Genomic DNA, 16,482 nt, shown 5'->3' with positions numbered 1-16,482 from the left:
GAAATGCGGGAAATGTGTATAATGTCGGCTTGCGCTGATGACTGGACCCCGTATTCGACGGTCTGGCTCAGGTGTGCAGGGGATAGGAGCAGTGCGGTGCAGGGCCATCATTATTAATATTTTTGATATCAGATATTTTGCTTATCAATTATCCAGATAACTGGCCTTCGTGCATAATCTTGCTCTCCGCTGTGTCTTCACTGAACAACAATAGATTCAAGCCCGTTCTGGTACGGGCTTTTTTTCATTCCGCAATGTACATCGCTTATTTATCTGACCCGGCTTCGGCCCCGCCGCCGCTGGATGCGCGGGCTTTGAACGTCCCGATAGACAGGCGCCGCTGCCGTTAACACGGCAGCCGCAACAATACGCTCCATCGAGTCCGGTTTCGCAGGCTTAGGTGGAATCATTCACTTCGCGCCGACACCATCTGGTCTCGCATTAAGAGATATCTCATGAAGAATACGCCAAAAACTTTAACGTTGTCTGCCAAGGCGCCACGCCCAGCCGCGGCGCCGCTTGCCGTACCAAAAACGACTTTATCTTACTTCATCGATAATGCGCAAGCGAATCCGGAAGCCACCGTCACCACGGCGCCCACCGTCGTCACCGTGGTGAAGAAAAGCCGCTCGCGCCTGGCCGCCGTGCCGCCGGCCGAGCCGGTTGTCGAAGCGCCCGTGGCGGCTGTCGACGCCGTTGCCGAAGTCGCGGAAGCGGCCGACGCTGCACCGGTCAAGACGCCGAGCGTAAAGATCGCCCCTGGCGCCAAGGCCCCGGCCGCGCCGCGCAAGGTCAGCGAAAGCGCCGCCACGAACAAAGTGGTGACAGCAGCCCGTTCGAAAGTCGTGCGCGCCAAGCCTGAAGCGGCGCCCGTGACCATCATCACCGGCGCGCAAGTGGTCAGCAAGACCACGGACGCCGATGCCCTGGCCGCCATCGATACCTCGAATTACTTCTTGCCAACCGTCAAGGTGCCAGGCCGCCGTGGCCGTAAACCAAGCGAATTCACGCCGGAAAACGATGAAGTGGCAGCACTCAACGCCGTCGAGCGGGCCGAACTGAAGGCCGTGTCGAAAGCGCGCGACCGCAAGGCCAAGGGCGGCCTGGCCGATGCGCTGGGCGATCCGGAAGCGTCGGCAGCGGACCTGGAACGCCGCCGCAAGCAGATCACGGGCTTGATCAACATGGGCAAGGAACGCGGTTTCCTCACCTATGCCGAGATCAATGACCAATTGCCGGAAAACATCATCGATCCGGAAGCCATCGAAGGCATCATCGCCACCTTCAACGACATGGGCATCGCCGTCTACGAGCGCGCCCCTGACGCGGAAAGCCTGTTGCTGACCGACAACGTCGCCACCGTCACCAGCGACGATGAAGTGGAAGCGGCTGCCGCCACCGCCCTGTCGACGGTCGACTCCGACTTCGGCCGCACCACCGACCCCGTGCGCATGTACATGCGTGAAATGGGCGCCGTGGCGCTGCTGACGCGCGAAGGCGAGATCGAGATCGCCAAGCGCATCGAAGGCGGCCTGAAGGACATGATCCAGGCGATTTCCGCCTGCCCCACCACCATCGGCGAAATCGTTGCGCTGTCGCAAAAGATCGCGCGCGATGAAATCAAGGTCGATGAAGTGGTCGACGGCTTTGTCGACTTGAACGAAAGCAATGCCCCGGCGCCTGCCGCTGCCGCCGCGCCCGCCGCTGCCAGCGACGAGGACGAAGAGGAAGAGGAAGCCGAGGAAGAAGACGGCGACGCCAATGGCGGCGCGGCCGGTTTCTCCAGCGAACAATTGGCCCAGCTGAAAAAGAATGCGTTGGAGAAATTCAACGTCATTTCCACGCAGTACGACAAGATGCGCAAGGCGCCCGAGGGCTACAACTCGAAAGCCTACATCAAGGCGCAGGAAGCCATTTCGCAGGAATTGCTGGGCATCCGCTTCACGGCCAAGGTCGTGGAAAAGCTGTGCGACACCCTGCGCGGCCAGATGGAAGAGGTGCGCCACATCGAGCGCGCCGTGCTGGAACTGTGCGTGAACAAATGCGGCATGCCGCGCGCCCACTTCATCAAGGTGTTCCCGGGCAATGAATGCGACCTGGAATGGGTCGACCGTGAAGTCGATTGCAAGTATCCGTACAGCGCCATCCTCAGCCGCAACGTGCCTGCCGTCAAGGAACTGCAAAAGAAGATGATCGACCTGCAAGCGCGCGTGGCCCTGCCGCTGGCGGACTTGCGCAAGATCAACAAGCAGATGGCGGCCGGCGAAAAGCGCGCGCGCCACGCGAAACGCGAAATGACGGTCGCCAACTTGCGCCTGGTCATTTCGATCGCCAAGAAATACATCAACCGCGGCTTGCAATTCCTCGACCTGATCCAGGAAGGCAACATCGGCTTGCTGAAGGCCGTCGATAAATTCGAATACCGCCGCGGCTACAAGTTCTCGACCTACGCCACCTGGTGGATCCGCCAGGCCATCACGCGTTCGATCGCCGACATGGCGCGCACCATCCGCGTGCCGGTGCACATGATTGAAACGATCAACAAGATGAACCGCATCTCGCGCCAGATCATGCAGGAAACGGGCAGCGAGCCGGACCTGGCGACTTTGGCCGTCAAGATGGAAATGCCGGAAAACAAGGTGCGCGAGATCATGAAGATCGCAAAAGAGCCGATTTCCATGGAAACGCCGATGGGCGAAGATGGCGATTCGCAACTGGGCGACTTCATCGAAGACAACACGACGTTGGCGCCGCTGGACGCCGCGCTGCACGCCTCGATGCGCAACGTGATCAAGGAAGTGCTCGATTCCCTGACGCCGCGCGAAGCGAAAGTGCTGCGCATGCGTTACGGCGTGGAAATGTCGAACGACCACACCCTGGAAGAAGTGGGCAAGCAGTTCGACGTGACGCGCGAGCGCATCCGCCAGATCGAAGCGAAAGCCATGAGCAAGCTGCGCCAGCCTTCGCGTTCGGATAAATTGAAGACTTTCCTGACGCAAAACTAAGCAGCAGGTAATAGAAAAGAGGCGCAAGCCTCTTTTTTTACGTCTGTCGCTGTCTTACAGCAAACGCGTGCGATGCCCCGGCACGCCCGTGCGGTAGTTGCGCTGCAGCTTGTACAGCACCACGCCGCTGGCGCCGATGACGAAGGTGATCAGCAGCCAGTCCAGCGGATTGCCGCGCTGTGGTGGCGGCGCCGCGCGCGACGAGACGGCAAAAGCCTGGAATTTATGGCCGGTGTAGATGGCGCCCACCACCAGGCCGGCATCCGTGATCTTGTTGGTCAGGTACAAGCCGTCATCGCGGCGGCGCACCGTCATCACGCCTTCCTTGTAGACAAAGGTCATCGGCTCATAGCCATTGATCTCGACGCTGCCAACGATGTGGCCGGCCGCATTGACGGCGGTAGCGTAGCTGTCGCCCTGGCCTATCATGGCGCCCAGGTCGAGCATGCGCTTGCCATCCCAGGCGAACGCATGCCAGCGGCGTTTTTCCGTTTCCGACGCGCCCACGACCAGGCCCGCATCATTGATGGCGGTGGCGGAACTGATGCGTCCGCCTGGCAGCGTGCCGATTTCCCGCATGCCCTCGCCGGGGCGGTAGACGAACGCGCGGCGGTAGCCGTCGCTGCGCTGTGCCGTGCCCACCACCACGCCATGCACATTCAGGCCGCTGGCATAGCTGCTGGCGCCGCCCAGCGTGCCCAGGTCTTGCAGGCTGTGGTCGGCCTGCGTGACGAACGCATGGAAGTCGCCGCCGCTCGTATCGGCATAGCCGGCCACACGGCCGTCGCGCGTGATGGCGGTGGCATAGCTGCTGTTGCCGCCCAGGGTGCCCAGGTCGCGCATGCCGAGCGTTTCCTCGTAGCGGAATGCGTGCCAGGTACCGCTGGCCGTCTGCGCGGAGCCGACCACCACGCCGTGGGCATTGATGGCCTTGGTGAAACCCTCATTGCCGCCGAGCGTGCCCAGTTCACGGATGCGGCCATGTTGGTAGACCACGGCACGGCGCCGGCCTTCCTCTTCCGTGATGATGCCGGCGACCAAGCCCGCCGGGTTCAGGTCGGACGCGATGCTGCCGTCGCCGCCTTTCTCGCCGAAGCCATGTTCGGCATGGATGCTGGCGCCGGCAAGGGGCGTTATGGACAGCAACAGCAGCAGCGCCAGGCGCGGCAGCGGATTGGCGGGAAAGCAGGAGAACCGTGGCGGCATGATAGTTTCCTCAAAGAAAAACCCTACGATACGTTCGTGTGTCGTCAATGCATGCCTAATTTGCTACTGTTTTTGGTAGCTTTTCGGCTTTCCTGTCCTCGGTGTGGCTGGGGCGTGCCTGTGGCAGACGGATCGCCAGGGCCGTGCCCTGGCCCGACTGGCTGTCGATGCGCAGCTCGCCGCCCAGCGCATGCACGCGCTCGCGGATGCTTTTCAGGCCGAAGGCGGCCCGCTTGCCGTCGTCGCCCGGCTGCATGCCGATGCCGTTGTCGCTGATGCGCACGACGATGGCATCCTGCTCCTGTGCCAGCGCCACTTCCACTTCGCTGGCCTGGGCATGGCGCACGATGTTCGACAACGACTCCTGCAGCACGCGGAAGATGGCCGACGTCTGGCGCTGGTCCAGGCCCAGGTCGGGCGCCTCGCTGTCGAGCGAGAGCTGGTAGCGGATGGCGCCGCGGCTCTGCATCTGGCGTATCAGCCATTCGGCCGCCGGACCGAGTCCCAGCTCCAGGGTGCTGGGGTGCAAGTCGTTGATGATGGTGCGCACGGAGCGGATGGTGGCGTCGATAGTGTCGAGCACGCGTTGCGCATGGCTGTGCAGGCGCGGATGGCTGCCGGCCGTGCGCGCATGCAGCAGCGAGACATCGATGCGCAGCACCATCAGGTTCTGCCCCAGGTCGTCGTGGATGTCGAGCGCGATGCGGCGCCTTTCCTCTTCCTTGATGGTCTGCTGGTGGTCGGTCAGTTCGCGCAGCTGGGCCAGGGTACGCTGCAGGTTCTCCTCGTTGCGCTTGCTTTCCGTGATGTCGATGCCCATGGCGATGATCATCTGCGGCTGGCCTTGCGCGTCGAAGATGGGTTTTTTATGCGTCTGCAGCAGGCGGTTTTCCTGCAGCTGCGCATTCCATACCAATTCTTCGCGGATCACCACCTGGCGGCTGGCAAACGCTTCCTGGTCCGCCGCGTGGAATCCCTGCGTCTGGTCCGGGGGAAAGTGCTGCACGTCGCGTCCCTCGGCGATATCCTGGAACCGTACGCCCCATTGCTGCTCGCAGGCCTGGTTCATCAGCAGCATGTGCGAATCGGCATCTTTCAGGAACAGCGACAGGGGCATCATGGAAATGATGTCCTGCAGCCGCTCTTCGCTGCGCGCCAGGGCCGCTTCCGTTTGCGCGCGCATGGCGATTTCGGCGGACAGCTGGAGATTGACATCGAGCAACTGGGCCGTGCGCAGGGCCACGCGGCTTTCCAGCTCCGCATGGGCGACGCTCAGCGCGTGTTCGGCCCGCTTGTGTTCCGTGATATCGCTGGCCAGCACGAGCGCGCCAGTCAGCTTGCCCTGCTGGTCGTACAGGCAGCGGCCGGTGATCATCGCCCAGCGTTCCGAGCCGTCGCTGTGCCAGTACTGCAGTTCACCCATGCAGCTGTGTTCCTGCGCGCGCATCAGCGGGCACAGGCGCAGCAAGGTCGCTTCGTCATAGAAGTCGCGCATCTTGTGGCCCAGCAGCTTTTCCGCCGGGATGCCCAGCATGTCGCACAGGTGCTGGTTGACATGCAATATCGTGCCTTTTGCATCCGTTTGCCACATGCCATCCTGCGCCGCCTCGCTCAGGTCGCGGTAGCGCATGGCACTGGCGTCGAGCTGCAGGCGCGTGCTGGCGAGATGGGCGCGCAGCTTGCGCATCAGCCACATGGCCGTGCCGGCGGATACCGCCAGCAGCAGCGACAGCCAGAGATGTTCCCAGAAGTCGAGTTCCTGCCAGGCTGCGCCCGCCAGCCAGCCCAGCATGATCAGGATGAGGGCGGCGCATGCCGTACTCAAGGTTTCAATCGACCATTTGCTCATCCGCGCCCCTGGCGTCATGGTTGGCCGCTGCCGTGCGCCTGGCGCCGGAGTGGAAAAGTATCCGACGCTAGTGTAATACCAAATGTTGCTTTATTGAGAATATTTTTCCATCAGGCAAGCAAAAGGGCCGGCCCTTGCGGCGCCGGCCCCTGTGTGCCGATGGCGATGCGGCGCGATCAGCCCGTGTTGCGCAGGCCGGCGGCCACGCCGTTGATCGACAACTGGATGCCGCGGTGCACCCTTTCATCGATGCGGCTTTCCGCCGACAGGGCGCGGTTGCGCTTGATCAATTCCACTTGCAAGTGGTTCAGCGGATCGAGGTAGGCGAAGCGGTTCTGGATCGAGCGGGCCAGCAGCGGATTGCCCGCCAGGCGCTCGGTGTTGCCGGTGATCAGCTCCAGGCAGCGCAGGGTGGTGCCATGCTCGTCCGTGATGCGCTTGTAGATGCGTTCGCGCAAGTCCTGGTCCGCCACCAGTTCCGCATAGCGCGAAGCGATCGCCAGGTCCGTCTTGGCCAGCACCATGTCCATGTTCGACAGCAGGGTGGCAAAGAAGGGCCATTCTGCGTACATGGCGCGCAGGGTGGCGATTTTTGCATCTTTCGCGGCGCCGTCGGCCTCGTTGATCCAGGCGTCGATGGCGCTGCCGAAGCCGAACCAGCCGGGCAGCAGCAAGCGGCACTGGCCCCAGGAAAAGCCCCAGGGAATGGCGCGCAAGTCTTCGATGCGCTGGTTGGCCTTGCGCGAGGCGGGACGCGAGCCGAGGTTCAGCTCGGCGATTTCCGCGATCGGTGTTGCTGAAAAGAAATATTCCGTAAAGCCCGGCGTTTCATACACGAGGTGGCGGTAGGCGTGATAGGCGCGGTCCGACAGCTGCGCCATCACGGCTTCGAATTGCGCCAGCTGGCCGTTGCGGGCCGGATTGGCTTCCTGCGGCGCCAGGCTCGCTTCCAGGGTGGCGGCCACCAGCAATTCCAGGTTGCGCCGGCCGATTTCCGCGTTGGAAAACTTCGAGGCGATGATTTCGCCCTGTTCCGTCAGGCGGATCTGGCCGTTGACGGTGCCCGGCGGCTGGGCCAGGATGGCTTCGTAGCTGGGTCCGCCGCCACGGCCCACGGTGCCGCCGCGGCCGTGGAACAGGCGCAGCTTGACGCCGGCCTTCCGGAAGTCGGCCACCAGCGCCAGTTCCGCCTTGTACAGTTCCCAGTTCGAGGTGAGGAAGCCGCCATCCTTGTTCGAATCGGAATAGCCAAGCATGACTTCCTGCAACTGTCCCTGCTTGGCGATCAATTGTTTGACCAATGGCAAGGCCATGAGCTGGCTCATGATGCCAGCTGCGCGCTGCAGGTCGGGGATCGTCTCGAACAGGGGGATGACCATCAGCTCGCAGCTGCTGTCGCCTTCGCCTCCCGCCTTCCAGTCGGTGCGCAGCAAGCCCGTTTCCTTTTGCAGCAGCAACACCTCCAGCAAGTCGGACACGGTTTCCGTGTGCGAAATGATGTAGTTGCGGATGGCCCGCGCGCCGTAGCGCTGGCGGATGTCGCGCGCCGCGCGCAGGATCGCCAGTTCGGAATCCGTTTCCGTGGCGTAGCTGATGTAGGGCGAGTACAGCAGGCGCGGCTGCGCCAGTTCGTTCAGCAGCAGCGCCTGCTTGTCTTCCTCGGACAGGGCCGCGTAGTCGGCGGCCACGCCGCTTTGCGCGAACAGGTCGGCCAGCACGCGTTCGTGCACGTCGGACGTCTGGCGCATGTCGAGCGACGCCAGGTGGAAGCCGAAGATGTCGGCCGCCCGCGCCAGGGTGGCCAGGCGCGGGCGCACGAGGGCCGCGCCGTGGTGCGCTTCGAGCGAGGCGATGATGGTGCGCAGGTCGGCCACAAAGGCGGCCGCGTCCGGATAGGGGGCGGCCGCGCCCACTTCCTTGCGCAGGATGTTGGTGGCGCCCAGCGCGCGGGCCGTGGCGGCCAGGCGCGCATAGATGCCGATCAGGGCGCGGCGGTACGGTTCGTCGCTGCGGTGCGGCGAGGCATCCGGCGACTGGTCGGCCAGCGCCTGCAGTTCCGCGCTGACGCCCACCATCAGGGTCGAGACGGACAATTCCGCGCCCAGCGCGTGCACTTCGTCGAGGTAAAAATCGAGGATGGTGGTGGCGTGGCGCGCCAGCGCATGCTGCATGGTGCCCGCGTTGACGTTCGGATTGCCGTCGCGGTCGCCGCCGATCCAGCTGCCCATCTGCACGTAGGCGGCATTGATCGGTTCGATCGTGCCGTCGCCGTTCGGGTATTCGGCGGCGATATCGTCCTCGATGTCGTCATACAGGCCCGGCAGTTCGCGCAGGAAGGTGATGCGGTAGTAGGACAGGGCGTTTTCGATTTCGTCGGCCACTGTCAGCTTCGAGTAGCGCAGCATGCGCGTCTGCCACAGGGTGGCCACGCGCGAGCGCAGCAGCTGCATATTGGCTTGCCGCTCTTTCGGCGTCTGCGGCAGGTCGCGCTCGGCCAGCAGGCGGGCGATGTCGTGCTCGGCGTCGAGGATGCTCTTGCGCTGCACTTCCGTCGGGTGGGCCGTCAGCACGGGGGCGATCAGGGCGTCCTGGAAGAAGGTGTCGACGGTCTTGCGGGGCACGCCGGCCAGGCGCAGTTTTCTCAGCGCGAAGCTGACGCTGCCCTTTTGCGCCGGCGAACCGGCTAGCAAATGGGCGCGGCGGCGGCGGATGTGGTGCTGGTCTTCCGCAATGTTGGCCAGGTGCGAAAAGTAGGAAAAGGCGCGCACGACGGAAATCGTCTGTTCGCGGCTCAGTTCCTTGAGCATGGCGTCGAGTTCCAGCGCGGCGCCCGCGTCCGCTTCGCGGCGGAAGCGCACGGACGTCTGGCGTATGGTTTCCACCACATGGAAGACGGCATCGCCTTCCTGTTCGCGCAGCACGTCGCCCAGCAGGCGGCCCAGCAGGCGGATATCTTCTTTCAGCGGCGCATCCTTGTCGGAGCCGGCCGCCGGGACTATTTCTGGTGCTACTGCGTCATTGAGCATAATAAAGAACCAAAGTAAGTGTAAAAGCAAGGGAATGTGGATCGCACCGGGCGTTTGGCCGCAGAGGGGAGGGGGCGCATGATAAAATTTGTGGTCTTCAACATGGACGCTAGCCTGACTTGGCCTTCTAGGCTAAGGGATAACGATTATAGCGACGCCGGGCGCCATTCCGATACAAATTGATATCGGACGGGCGAATTGGCAACGACAATGACAGCCACAGCGAAAGAACTTGTTTTGAAAGCATCTGAATTGACCCAAAATATTCCTTCCCGCCTGGTGATCGCCACGCGTGAGAGCCGTCTTGCCATGTGGCAAGCTGAACACGTGCGTGCGCGCCTGGCCGCCCTGTATCCGCAGTGTAGCGTTGAAATTCTCGGCATGACCACACGCGGCGACCAGATTCTGGACCGCGCCCTGTCCAAGGTAGGCGGCAAGGGCCTGTTCGTCAAGGAGTTGGAAGTGGCGATGGAAGAGGGCCGCGCCGACCTGGCCGTGCATTCGCTGAAAGACGTGCCGATGGAGTTGCCAGAGGGCTACAGCCTGGCCGCCATCCTCGAACGTGAAGACCCGCGCGACGCGTTCGTGTCCAACGATTACGCCAGCCTGGCCGAGCTGCCGCACGGCGCCGTCGTCGGCACCAGCAGCCTGCGCCGCCAGTCGCTGATCGCCGCGCGCTATCCGCACCTGACGATCCTGCCCCTGCGCGGCAACCTCGACACGCGCTTGGGCAAGCTCGACCGTGGCGACTACGCCGCCATCATCCTGGCCGCCGCCGGCTTGAAACGCCTGGGCCTGGCATCGCGCATCCGCGCCGTGCTGGCGCCGGAAGACAGCTTGCCGGCCGCAGGCCAGGGCGCCATGGCCATCGAGATCCGCAGCGGCCGCGCGGACGGCGCCGACCTGGTGCGCCTGCTGGCGCCGCTGAACCATATTGATACGGCGCAAGCCGTCACGGCCGAGCGCAAGGTCTCGAAGATCTTCGGCGGCAGCTGCCAGATTCCGCTGGCCGCGTTTGCCACCGTCGATGGCGAACAGATGCGCTTGCGCGCCATGGTCGCCACGCCGGACGGCGCGCGCATGGCCAGCGCCGACGTCAGTGGCCCTGCCGGCGCGCCGGAACTGCTGGGCGAACAGGTGGCCGAACTGCTGCGCGGCCAGGACGCCGCCGGCATCCTTGCCTCATGCGCCGTTACCCCCGACAACCATGAAGGCCTGGCGCCGCATGCCTGACAGCGTGGTGATCACGCGGCCCGCGGCGCAAGCGGGGCCGCTGGCCGCCAGGATCGCGGCGCTGGGCTGGCCCGTGACCCTGCTGCCGCTGCTGGAAATCCATGCGCTGGACGGTGAACAGGAATGCGCGCAGCTGCAAGCCGTGCTGGCGCGCCTGGCCGCTTACGACCTGGTGGCCTTCGTCTCGCCCAACGCCATCGACTGCGTCTTTGCGCACTTGCCCGCCTGGCCGCCAGGCGTGCCGCTGGCCGTGGTGGGCGAGGGCAGCAAGATGGCCTTGGCGGCGCACGGCGTCACGGATGCCAACGCCAGTATCACCAGTCCGCTCGACGCGGCGCGCAGCGATTCCGAACACTTGTTGCTGGCGCTGGACTTGCCGGCCCTGCGCGGCAAGCGCGTGCTGATCGTGCGCGGCGATGGCGGGCGCGATTACCTGGCCGACGGCTTGCGCGCGGCCGGCGCCGAAGTCGAGTTCGTCACAGCCTACCGCCGCCAGGTGCCCAGGCTGACGCCGGCCTTGCGGGCGACCCTGGAAAATCTGTTGCAGCATAATAATGACTGGATCATCACCAGCTCGGAAGCGCTGCGCGGTTTGCTGGCGCTGCTGGGCGAAATGGGCGATGAAAAGACGGCTGTTGTGAAAATGCAACAGCAGCATCTGATCGTGCCGCACGCCCGCATTGCACAAACGGCGGCGGCCCTGGGTTTTGCCCGCGTCACCCTGACAGGTTCAGGCGACGCAGGCGTGCTCGCCGCGTTACAATCACGACCATGAACGAAATGCCTACACTCTCCGAACCGAATGCAACGCCTGGCAGCGCCGTGAAGACGGCGCCGCAGGCGGCCGACCAACCTGCCGGCCGCGCGCCGACCCTGCTGGAGCAGCTGCAAAAGCCCATGAGCATCGCCGTCATCGTGCTGGCCGTGCTGCTGGCGGCGCAAAGCTGGTCGACCAGCAAGCAGATCCGCAACCTGCGCGAAGAGGTGGCCAAGCGCCTGCAAAAGGGCGATGTCAGCAATGCCGAAACGGGCGTGCTGGCGCGCAACGTGCAAGAAGGCACGAAAGAGCTGCAAATCAAGGTGGGCGCACTGGAAAACCGCCAGAGCGAAACCCAGAGCCAGCAGCTTGCGCTGGAACAACTGTACAACGACTTGTCGAAGAACCGCGACGAGTGGGCGCTGACGGAAATCGAGCAAGTGCTGTCGACGGCCAGCCAGCAGCTGCAGCTGGCCGGCAACGTGCCCGGTGCGCTGATCGCCCTGCAAAACGCGGACCGCAGCCTGTCGCGTTCCGACAAGCCGCAATTCATCACCATCCGCCGCGCCATCGGGCGCGACATGGAAAAACTCAAGGCCCTGCCCAGTGTCGATTCGACGGGCGTGGCCCTGCGCCTCGACGCCGTGATCGCCCAGATCGACTCGCTGCCGATGCTGTCCGACGAAACGCCGGCCTCGCCGGCCGCGCCGGAAAAACCAGGCAAGGCCAAGGCCAAGGCCGTGCGCGATGCCGGCGGCAAGCTGGTGGGACCGCCGGCGCCGGAACCGCTGCTGCAAACCGTGCGCGACGGCTGGAATAGCTGGAGCGGCGACATGTGGGCCGATGTGCGCCAGTTGATCCGCATCCGCCGCGTCGATACGCCGGAAGCGCTGATGCTGTCGCCGACGCAATCGTATTTCTTGCGGGAAAACGTCAAGCTGCGCTTGCTGAATGCCCGCATGGCCTTGTTGTCGCGCAATGAAACGGCGTTCCGCAACGACTTGATCGCCGCGCAGGATGCGCTGGCCAAGTATTTCGACACCCGCGCCAAGGGCACGCAGACGGCGCAAGCCCTGTTGCGCCAGGTGCAGGGCAGCAATCTGGCCATCGAAATGCCAACCTTGTCCGACAGCCTGACGGCTGTGCGCAACTACAAAGCGAAGTCCTGAGCCCATGCGTCTATTTCTCTGGTTACTCGCCCTGATGGCCGCGGCGATCGGTATCGCCGTGACGGCCCGTTTCAACCCCGGCAACGTGGTGCTGTTCTATCCGCCGTACCGCATCGACTTGTCGCTGAACTTCTTCCTGCTGCTGCAGGTCGTGCTGTTCGTGCTGCTGTACCTGCTGGTGCGCGCCGTGCGCGCCACCGTGCGCATGCCGGCGCAAGTGGCGGCCTACCGCCAGCGCAAGCGTGAGCGCGATGGCAACAAGGGCTTGCGCGAAGCCTTGAAGGCCCTGTTCGAAGGCCGTTTCGGCCATGCGGAAAAAGCTGCCCTGCGCGCCGCCGAGCTGGAAGAAAACGCCGGTCTGGCCGCGCTGATCGGCGCGCGCGCCGCGCACCGCATGCGCCAGTCCGAGCGCCGCGACAGCTGGCTGTCCCGCGTCGAAGGCGATGCCAGCCTGAAAACGGCCCGTTTGATGACGGTGACGGAATTGCTGGTCGACGACCACCAGCCGGAAGCGGCCCTGGCCGCCGTGCGCGAACTCAACGCCAGCGGCACGCGCCATATCCACGCGCTGCAATGGTCGCTGAAGGCCGAGCAGCAGGCGAAGAACTGGCCGGAAGTGCTGCGCCTCGTGCGTTCGCTCGACAAGCACCGCGCCCTGCATCCGGCCCTGTCGTCGCGCCTGCGCGAGCTGGCCTACGACCATTTGCTGTCCGACCCATCGCATGACGCCGAATCGCTGATGCGCGTGTGGTCCAGCGTGCCGAGCGCCGACCGCGTCAAGCCGTATATCGCCTGCCGCGCCGCCACGGCCCTGAATGCGCGCGGCTTGCACGACGAAGCGCGCCTCGTGTGCGAAGAGTCGCTGGCCGCCGACTGGGACGAGCGCGTCGTGCGCGCCTACCGCGAAGCGGCGGCGCCCGCCGGCACGCCGGCCCTGCTGCTGCAGATCGAGCATTGCGAGCAATGGATGAAACAGCGCCCGCTGGACGCGGAACTGGCGCTGACCCTGGGCACCCTGTGCCTCAAGCAAAAACTGTGGGGCAAGGCCCAGCGCCACCTGGAGCAGGCTTTGTCGGACGCGAACGAGCCGCAGATGGTGCGCGACGCCCATCTGAAGCTGGCGCAGATGCACGATGCCTTGCAGCAGACGGAACAGGCCGCCGCGCATTACCGTCAATGCGCGCTGGCCACCATCCTGTAATCTGTTTCTCCAGACGTAAAAAAGCCGTTCAGTGCAGACTGAACGGCTTTTTTTATGCGCGCACTCCAGGGCGGAGTGCGTTGCTAATTACTTCTTCGGTACCGCAGTGCCTTCCGGCAAGGCATACGCCACCAGGGTGTCGCTCATCTTGGTGCCCAGCGAACCGTGGCCGCCTGCCATGACGACGACGAACTGGCGCCCCGACTTGTTCGACACATAGCTCATCGGCGTAGCCTGGCCGCCGGCTGGCAAACGGGCTTTCCAGATGACTTTACCGTTGCTGACGTCGTAGCCGCGGATGTAGTAGTCGAGCGTGCTGCTGAGGAAGGTCACGCCGCCACCCGTGGTGACCATGCCGCCCAGGCTGGGCACGCCCAGTGGCAAGGGAATCGGCACGGGACCGCTGTCGCGCGTGGTGCCGTTCTTGTGCATCCACACTTTCTTCATAGTGCGCAGGTCGACGGCGGCCACATAGCCCCACGGCGGTGCCTGGCACGGGAAGCCCAGCGGCGACAAAAAGGCCTTGATTTCCACGGCGAACGGGACGCCCGTCTGCGGCTGCAAGCCCATTTCACCGCCCGTGCCGCCCTTGGCCGTCGTTTCCGCGCGCGGCACGAGTTTTTCCAGGAAGCCCATGTAGTCAGGGTTGACGATCAGCAACTGACGCACGGGGTCGATGGCCGCGCCGCCCCATTCGAAGATGCCGAGCGGGCCCGGCGAGATGACGGCGCCCTTGCCGGCCGTTTGCGGCGTGAACGGGCCTTCATAGCGGCGTTCCTTGAAGATGATGCGGCAAGCGAGCTGGTCGAACGGCGTCGTGCCCCACATGTCCGCTTCGCTGATATTGCGTTCAGGCAAGAAGGTCAGGGCCGAGAATGGCTGCGTGGGCGACAGGGTGTCGCCGGCGGCAGGATTGCTCGTTGGCACGGGTTTTTCCGGCGCCGGCACGACCAGGCTGCCGTCGCGGCGGTCGATCACGTAGATGTCGCCCCGCTTGGTTGTGGCGACAACGGACGGCACTTTACCCTTAGGCGTGTCGATGTCGACCAGGCTCGGCTGGCCGCCGATGTCCATGTCCCAGATATCGTGGTGCACGGTCTGGTAGACCCAGCGCACTTTCCCCGTCGCCAGGTCCAGCGCGACGATGGCGCTGTTGAATTTCTCGCCATTCTTGTTGCGGTTGCCGCCCCAGGTATCGGGAGTTTCATTGCCCATTGGAATGTAGACCATGCCCAGCTTTTCATCGATGCTGGCCACGCCCCACGAGTTGGGCGAGTTGTTGGTGTAGTTCTTGCCTTCAGGGAAAGGCGCCGTATCTTCCGGCGTGGCCGGGTCCCAGTTCCACATCAGCTTGCCCGTGACGGGATCGTAGCCGCGGATCACGCCCGACGGCTCTTCCGTCGAATGGTTGTCCGTCACGCTGGCGGCGATCACGGCCACGTTTTGCGCCACGGCTGGCGGGGAAGTTGGCATCAGGAAACCGCGTTTGATCATGGCCATGTTTTTATACAGGTTGACGACGCCGTTGTTGCCAAAGCTCTTGCACGATTCGCCCGTATCGGCATTGACGGCGATCATGGTGCCGTCCATGGTCGGCGCCAGGATGCGGCGCGGGCATTCCATGCCGGCCGCTTCGGGTGCCGGATTGTTTTTGGCGCGCCCCGCGTTGACGTCCCAGTAGGCGACGCCGCGGCAGATCATGTGCTGGTAGCTGGCCGCGTCGCGGTCGATCTTCGGATCGTGGCGCCAGATTTCCTTGCCCGTGTCCGGGTTCAGGGCGATGACGATATTGTGCGGCGTGCACAAATACAGCATGTCATTGACCTTCAGCGGCGTCACTTCATTGGCGATCTCGCCCGGGTCGTTCGGACCCTTGAAGTCGCCCGTGTGGTAAGTCCAGGCTTCTTTCAGGCCGGAAATATTGGCCGGCGTGATCTGCGCGGCCGGCGCGTAGCGGTCGCCATAGCCGGAGCGGCCATACGCGGACCAGTCATTGTGCTCGACGCCGGGCGCGAAATCGCCGTTGGCCGTGGCGGCCATGCTGTCGGCCGGCACGTCGCCATGCAGGTCATGGTAGTCCTGGAACAGGGCGATGACGCCGGCGATGACGGTCAGCGCCACGGCGGCGGACAGGGCTGTCCTTCCCAATTGCGGCTGTTTCGCCGCGGCGGGTGGCGCCAGGCGGCGGCTGACGAAGGGCAGCAGCAGCCAGACGGCGGCGGCAAACCAGATGTCGAGGCGCGGCAGCAATTGCCACCAGTCAAATTTCACTTCGATCACGGACCAGATCAGAGTGGCGAGCAGCAGCAGCGCCATGAATGGTTGCGCACTGCGCTTGCCTTGGAAGACGAGCGCGCCTGCGATCAGCATGCCTATGCCGGCCAGCAAGTAGTACCAAGAGCCGCCGAGCGTGGCCAGCCAGATGCCGCCGCCCAGCAGGGCGAGGCCGAACAGAATGAAAATAACGCCAGTGACCTTTAATAAAGGACCGGGCCGGAAAGAGGGAATCATCATATTCCTTTTTGCAAGGATTTATCGGTGGCGCGTGATGCGCCATATTGAATTCAGGGAAGGCGTCGATTGCAGAATATACAAAGTTTGGAATCACCAGAATGTGACAGTTTATCAGAATTGATGATTGTCTTCCGGTAGTGCCATTTTTTGGCGGGGTCGCCATTTGAATCAGATAAACTCTTCAAATAAGAGCAAATATTATGCTGGAAGAGCAGATTGCGGGGCTGGATGGGCGTTTGGCGAAGCATGTTGAAACGCCCGCGTCATTATGTGCAGGCATCGCCGGATGCATGATAATGAAATTGTTGTTATAAGTTGCTGCAATAAATGCAATGCCGATTATAATAACCATGTTTGCCGCATGGTGATATTGAAATGAAAATACGCAGATATTCCAGATATTAATTCAGGCGTGAGCGTAGTATTACTTACGTGTTTTTACTTATTATTTTGGGCCGCCTGTTTATTCTTTCGCTGGCAGGCTGCGGGGGCCAGCGGGCCATGCATGCCACTGTTGCTGGC

The 16,482-nt window shown here is 63.4% G+C and carries 9 protein-coding genes; 5 read left to right on the top strand and 4 right to left on the bottom strand.

Annotation, left to right across the window (positions count from 1 at the left end; all coding sequences use genetic code 11):
* The first annotated feature begins 455 nt into the window (after positions 1 to 455).
* Entirely contained in the window at positions 456 to 3,005 is a 2,550-nt protein-coding gene (gene rpoD, locus AC07X6_RS13000; protein WP_494791233.1) for an RNA polymerase sigma factor RpoD, read from the top strand.
* A 54-nt stretch (positions 3,006 to 3,059) separates the two neighbouring features.
* Here the strand turns inward: rpoD and AC07X6_RS12995 are convergent, their stop codons facing one another.
* The 3 genes from AC07X6_RS12995 to ppc form a co-directional block, all read right to left on the bottom strand.
* Positions 3,060 to 4,211, bottom strand: a complete 1,152-nt coding sequence (locus AC07X6_RS12995; RefSeq protein ID WP_494791232.1) for an HAF repeat-containing protein — start codon at positions 4,209 to 4,211, stop codon at positions 3,060 to 3,062.
* 55 nt (positions 4,212 to 4,266) lie between these two features.
* Positions 4,267 to 6,060, bottom strand: coding sequence for a PAS domain-containing sensor histidine kinase (locus tag AC07X6_RS12990; protein WP_494791231.1), 1,794 nt, complete (start codon positions 6,058 to 6,060; stop codon positions 4,267 to 4,269).
* Between the two features lie 176 nt (positions 6,061 to 6,236).
* A complete protein-coding gene (gene ppc / locus AC07X6_RS12985; RefSeq protein WP_494791230.1) occupies positions 6,237 to 9,086 on the bottom strand; it encodes a phosphoenolpyruvate carboxylase in 2,850 nt (949 codons plus the stop codon).
* 210 nt (positions 9,087 to 9,296) lie between these two features.
* On the opposite strand from ppc, the gene hemC reads away from it, so the two are divergent.
* From hemC to AC07X6_RS12965, 4 genes are read left to right on the top strand one after another with little or no spacing between them, the layout of a single operon-like run.
* The gene (hemC, locus tag AC07X6_RS12980; RefSeq protein WP_474290359.1) at positions 9,297 to 10,319 is read left to right on the top strand and encodes a hydroxymethylbilane synthase; all 1,023 of its coding nucleotides are present in this window, start codon (positions 9,297 to 9,299) and stop codon (positions 10,317 to 10,319) included.
* Positions 10,312 to 11,094, top strand: a complete 783-nt coding sequence (locus AC07X6_RS12975; protein WP_494791349.1) for a uroporphyrinogen-III synthase — start codon at positions 10,312 to 10,314, stop codon at positions 11,092 to 11,094. The genes hemC and AC07X6_RS12975 overlap by 8 nt, the downstream gene beginning before the upstream one ends.
* Positions 11,091 to 12,245 (top strand): uroporphyrinogen-III C-methyltransferase, encoded by a 1,155-nt coding sequence (locus AC07X6_RS12970; RefSeq protein ID WP_230541686.1) that lies wholly within the window; start codon positions 11,091 to 11,093, stop codon positions 12,243 to 12,245. The genes AC07X6_RS12975 and AC07X6_RS12970 overlap by 4 nt, the downstream gene beginning before the upstream one ends.
* A gap of 4 nt (positions 12,246 to 12,249) precedes the next feature.
* Positions 12,250 to 13,446: a heme biosynthesis protein HemY gene (locus AC07X6_RS12965; protein WP_268994018.1), complete on the top strand. Its 1,197-nt coding sequence runs from the start codon at positions 12,250 to 12,252 to the stop codon at positions 13,444 to 13,446.
* 87 nt (positions 13,447 to 13,533) lie between these two features.
* Here AC07X6_RS12965 and AC07X6_RS12960 read toward each other — a convergent pair whose 3' ends face one another.
* Positions 13,534 to 15,960, bottom strand: coding sequence for a membrane-bound PQQ-dependent dehydrogenase, glucose/quinate/shikimate family (locus tag AC07X6_RS12960; RefSeq protein ID WP_494791229.1), 2,427 nt, complete (start codon positions 15,958 to 15,960; stop codon positions 13,534 to 13,536).
* Positions 15,961 to 16,482 lie beyond the last annotated feature (522 nt).

Source organism: Janthinobacterium sp. GW460-12-1-14-LB5 (assembly GCF_059423585.1).
The sequence above is the reverse complement of the archived record's forward strand: the minus strand, read 5'-3'. Positions and strand labels throughout refer to the sequence as shown.